Here is a 3,849-nt window from a genome sequence, read left to right as displayed (position 1 = left end):
GCTTGCCATCCCGGAAGAGGCGGACGTCATCGATGCGACCGGACATGTGCTGCTGCCCGGACTGGTCGACCTGCACACCCACCTGCGCGAGCCCGGTCGCGAATATGCCGAGGACATCGAAACAGGTTCGGCGGCGGCGGCTTTGGGTGGCTACACAGCGGTGTTCGCGATGGCCAACACCAATCCGGTCGCCGACAGTCCGGTGGTCACCGACCATGTCTGGCACCGCGGCCAGCAGGTCGGTCTGGTGGACGTGCACCCGGTCGGCGCGGTCACCGTCGGGCTGGCCGGAACCGAGCTCACCGAGATGGGCATGATGGCGGCCGGTGCCGCACAGGTGCGGATGTTCTCAGACGACGGCAAGTGCGTGTTCGACCCGCTGGTAATGCGCCGCGCGCTGGAATACGCCACCGGCTTGGGCGTCCTGATCGCCCAGCACGCCGAAGAGCCCAGGCTGACCGTCGGCGCAGTTGCGCACGAAGGGCCCAACGCCGCCAGGCTGGGGTTGTCGGGCTGGCCCAGGGCCGCCGAAGAGTCGATCGTCGCCCGTGACGCCTTGCTGGCCCGCGATGCCGGCGCCCGGGTGCACATCTGCCACGCGTCCACCGCTGGCACCGTCGAGATCGTCAGATGGGCTAAGTCCCAAGATATCTCGATCACCGCCGAGGTCACGCCGCATCACCTGCTGCTCGACGACAGCCGACTGGCCAGCTACGACGGGATCAACCGGGTCAACCCGCCGTTACGGGAAGCCGCCGACGCGCAGGCGCTGCGTCAAGCGTTGGCCGACGGGGTCATCGACTGTGTGGCCACCGATCACGCGCCGCATGCCGAGCACGAGAAATGTGTTGAGTTCGCGGCAGCGCTGCCGGGGATGCTGGGGCTGCAGACCGCGCTGTCGGCGGTGGCGCAGGCGATGGTCGTCCCCGGCCTGCTGACGTGGCGTGACGTGGCGCGGGTGATGAGCGAGAACCCGGCCCGCATCGCCGGGCTGCCCGACCACGGCCGGCCCTTGGAAATCGGGGAACCGGCCAACCTGACCGTGGTGGACCCCGACGCCACCTGGACCGTCGCCGGTCCCGAACTGGCCAGCCGCTCGGCCAACACTCCGTACGAAGCGATGACGCTGCCTGCGACCGTGACCGCAACGCTGTTACGCGGCAAGATCACCGCCCGTGACGGAAAGAGCCCGGCATGAATTCGGGAACACTGATCGCATCGCTGATCATGGCCGCGCTGCTGGCGCTGCTCATCGCGTTCGTCATCCAGCTGATGTTGCGGGGCTGGCGGAAGCGCGCGCGGCGGCAGGCCGCGATGATCGGCACGCTGCCACCGGTGCCCGAAACCGTTGGGTCGGCGATCGTCGCACCGACCCGTGGCGTGTACGTCGGTTGCACGCTTGCGCCCAGCTGGCACGACCAGGTCGCGGTCGGCGATCTGGGCTACCGCAGCAAGGCAGTGCTCACCCGCTACCCGGAGGGAATCATGGTGCAGCGCAGCGGCGCCAGCCCGATCTGGATTCCGCAGGAGTCGATCACTGCCATCCGCACCGTGCGCGGAATGGTCGGCAAAGTGGTTCCGCCCACTTTGAATTCGCGTCGGACGGCGCGAGACGGCCGAGCCGAATCAGGGAACGCGGCCTCGCACGAGGGGATCCTGGCCATCCGCTGGCGGCTGCCGTCGGGCACCGACATCGACCTCGGGTTCCGCGGTAACGACCGCAGTGACTACGCCAGCTGGCTGACGGAGAACACCCGATGAGCGCTGCAGCACACCGGAAGGGCAAAGCGGTGCTGGTCCTCGAAGACGGCCGGACCTTCACCGGAACTGAGTTCGGTGCGATCGGCGAGACGCTGGGCGAAGCGGTGTTTTCCACCGGCATGTCTGGCTATCAGGAGACGTTGACCGACCCCAGCTATCACCGCCAAATCGTGGTGGCCACCGCTCCGCAGATCGGCAACACCGGCTGGAACGGCGAGGACGCCGAAAGCCGCGGCGACAAGATCTGGGTTGCAGGCTACGCAGTACGTGATCCCTCGCCACGAGCGTCGAACTGGCGGGCCACCGGAACGCTGGAGGACGAACTGGTCCGTCAGGGCATTGTCGGGATCGCCGGCATCGACACCCGCGCAGTGGTGCGCCACCTACGCAGTCGCGGCTCGATGAAGGCGGGCGTGTTCTCCGGTGCGACGCTGGCCGACCCCGTGGAAATAGCAGCGCTGGTGGCGCGGGTGCGCGGCCAACAGCCGATGCTGGGCGCGGACTTGGCCGGCCAGGTCAGCACCGCGAGCGAATATGTCGTCGAATCCGAAGGCCCGCAACGGTTCACGGTCGCCGCGATCGATCTCGGGATCAAGACCAACACCCCGCGCAATTTCGCCCGGCGCGGAGTCCGCAGCATCGTACTGCCATCGTCGGTGACCTTCGAGCAGATCGCCGAACTCAAGCCGGACGGCGTGTTCCTGTCCAACGGGCCGGGTGATCCGGCCACCGCCGACCACATCGTCGAAGTTACCCGTGAGGTGCTGGGCGCTGGAATCCCGTTGTTCGGCATCTGTTTCGGCAACCAGATCCTGGGCCGCGCGCTGGGCCTGTCTACCTACAAGATGGTGTTCGGGCACCGCGGTATCAACATTCCGGTGATGGATCACGCCACCGGGCGGATCGCGGTGACGGCGCAGAATCACGGCTTCGCGCTGGAGGGAGAGGCCGGCCAGCGGTTCGACACACCGTTCGGACCGGCGGTGGTGAGTCACACCTGCGCCAATGACGGTGTCGTCGAAGGCGTCAAAATCATTGACGGAAAAGCGTTTTCGGTGCAGTACCACCCGGAGGCCGCCGCCGGGCCGCATGACGCGGAGTACTTGTTCGACCAGTTCGTCGACCTGATGGCAGGGGAGGGGCGCTAGTGCCGCGTCGCACCGACCTACGCCATGTCCTGGTGATCGGCTCCGGGCCGATCGTCATTGGGCAGGCCTGCGAATTCGACTACTCGGGCACCCAGGCTTGCCGAGTGCTGCGTGCGGAGGGGCTACAGGTCAGCCTGGTCAACTCCAACCCGGCCACCATCATGACCGATCCCGAATACGCCGACCACACCTACGTCGAACCGATCACTCCCGGCTTCGTCGAACGGGTCATCGCTCAGCAGGCCGAGCGGGGTAACAAGATCGATGCGTTGCTGGCCACCCTTGGCGGGCAGACCGCGCTCAACACCGCGGTCGCGCTGTACGAGAGCGGGGTGCTGGAGCGTTACGGTGTCGAGCTCATCGGCGCCGACTTCGAGGCCATCCAGCGCGGTGAGGACCGCCAGCGGTTCAAAGACATCGTTGCCAAAGTTGGCGGCGAATCAGCCCGCAGCCGCGTGTGTTTCACTTTTGCCGAGGTCCGCGAGACCGTCGCCGAGCTCGGCCTTCCGGTGGTGGTTCGGCCGTCGTTCACCATGGGCGGCCTGGGCTCTGGGCTGGCGCACAGCGCCGAGGAAGTCGACCGGATGGCCGGCGCGGGTTTGGCCGCCTCCCCGAGCGCCAATGTGCTGATCGAGGAATCGATCTACGGCTGGAAGGAATTCGAGCTCGAGCTGATGCGCGACGGCAAAGACAACGTCGTCGTGGTGTGCTCGATCGAGAATGTCGACCCGATGGGTGTGCACACCGGCGACTCGGTGACCGTGGCGCCGGCGATGACGCTGACCGACCGGGAATACCAGCGGATGCGGGATTTGGGCATCGCCATCCTGCGTGAGGTGGGTGTCGACACCGGCGGCTGCAACATCCAGTTCGCGGTCGACCCGGGTGACGGTCGGCTGATCGTCATCGAGATGAACCCGCGGGTGTCGCGGTCGAGCGC

General features: G+C 67.0%; 3 protein-coding genes and 1 pseudogene. All 4 read left to right on the top strand.

Going from position 1 to position 3,849, the window contains the following annotated elements; genetic code table 11:
- On the top strand, positions 1–1,198 hold a 1,198-nt coding region (locus VEI45_RS06645), incomplete at its 5' end, for a dihydroorotase (protein ID WP_324851310.1).
- Complete coding sequence (locus tag VEI45_RS06640; protein WP_324851308.1) at positions 1,195–1,761, top strand: transporter; 567 nt, start codon at positions 1,195–1,197, stop codon at positions 1,759–1,761. The genes VEI45_RS06645 and VEI45_RS06640, both read left to right, overlap by 4 nt.
- The gene (gene carA, locus VEI45_RS06635; RefSeq protein WP_324851306.1) at positions 1,758–2,909 is read left to right on the top strand and encodes a glutamine-hydrolyzing carbamoyl-phosphate synthase small subunit; all 1,152 of its coding nucleotides are present in this window, start codon (positions 1,758–1,760) and stop codon (positions 2,907–2,909) included. The genes VEI45_RS06640 and carA overlap by 4 nt, the downstream gene beginning before the upstream one ends.
- Positions 2,909–3,849 (top strand): annotated as a pseudogene (gene carB, locus VEI45_RS06630) (carbamoyl phosphate synthase large subunit); the annotation flags it as partial. The gene carA and the pseudogene carB, both read left to right, overlap by 1 nt.

This window comes from Mycobacterium sp. (assembly GCF_035623875.1).
GTDB lineage: Bacteria > Actinomycetota > Actinomycetes > Mycobacteriales > Mycobacteriaceae > Mycobacterium.
The sequence above is the reverse complement of the archived record's forward strand: the minus strand, read 5'-3'. Positions and strand labels throughout refer to the sequence as shown.

Excerpts from the sequence above, each read along its gene's own strand:
- VEI45_RS06640 (WP_324851308.1), top strand. The coding sequence starts at position 1,195 with ATGAATTCGGGAACACTGATCGCATCGCTGATCATGGCCGCGCTGCTG.
- carA (WP_324851306.1), top strand. The coding sequence starts at position 1,758 with ATGAGCGCTGCAGCACACCGGAAGGGCAAAGCGGTGCTGGTCCTCGAA.